The sequence below is a fragment of the Streptomyces montanisoli genome (genome assembly GCF_017813245.1).
In the GTDB taxonomy this organism is placed as follows: Bacteria; Actinomycetota; Actinomycetes; order Streptomycetales; family Streptomycetaceae; genus Streptomyces; species Streptomyces montanisoli.
In genome coordinates this window covers 1-805 of the sequence record NZ_JAGIQL010000383.1, presented here as the reverse complement: position 1 = coordinate 805, position 805 = coordinate 1, and the positions used below count along the sequence as shown (strand labels likewise).

Genomic DNA, 805 nt, shown 5'->3' with positions numbered 1-805 from the left:
GGGCGCGGCGCGCGGCCGGTACGCGCACCTCGGCGGCTCCGCCCGCGAGGCGCTCGCGCACGTGGCGCTCCGCGATCCGCATGCAGCGCTCGAGCAGCGCCGCGGCGACCGCGTCGCCCCGCAGGGCGCGCAGCGCCGCCAGGTCGTCGGAGACGGGCACGTAGCCGCCCGCCAGGGCGTCCTGGAGGAGCTCCAGGTACCCGGTGAGGCCGCCGGGCAGGGCGGCACGGTAGCGGGCGAGGTCGGCGAGCAGGAACGCGCGCAGCCGCCCGGCCTCCCGTACGGCCTCGTCCACGGACTCGGCCAACTCGAGACACTCCCGGACGTCCTCGTCCGGGAGCTGGGCGGGGTTCAGGACGGCGGCCAGGGCGCGTCGGAGCACACGCAGCTCGTCAGCACCGAACGCCATGCCGCCTCGGGGTCCGTATGGCGTGGGCATGGTCCGACCTTACGCGCCAAGTCGGACAAATGGCGCGAAATACCACGCGCAAGGGTGGCCCGGGCGCGCCGCGCCCACCTCCGGCGCCGCGCCCGGCCCGACCGCGCGCGCCCCCCGTCGCCCGCGCGCCACAGGCGTTCGGTGACGGGCGTGCCCGGGTGGCCGGGCGGCTCGCCCGGACCCGGGCCGGCGCGGGCACATCGCCTGACCGCCATCGGCCCGGGCCGGCTCGAGTTGCCGGTCGGCTTGCCCCCAGGCGTCAGGGGCGCGGCGCCACGCCCCGTCGGCGCGGGCGTTCGGTGACGCGCGCGTGCGGGCGCGCACCGGCGGCCGCACGCGAGGTGGCTGGGCTCGAGCCGAAAGCCC

The 805-nt window shown here is 79.0% G+C and carries 1 protein-coding gene; it reads right to left on the bottom strand.

Annotation, left to right across the window (positions count from 1 at the left end; genetic code table 11):
• On the bottom strand, window positions 1-409 hold a 409-nt coding region (locus tag JFN87_RS33280; protein WP_209346250.1), incomplete at its 3' end, for a hypothetical protein.
• Window positions 410-805 lie beyond the last annotated feature (396 nt).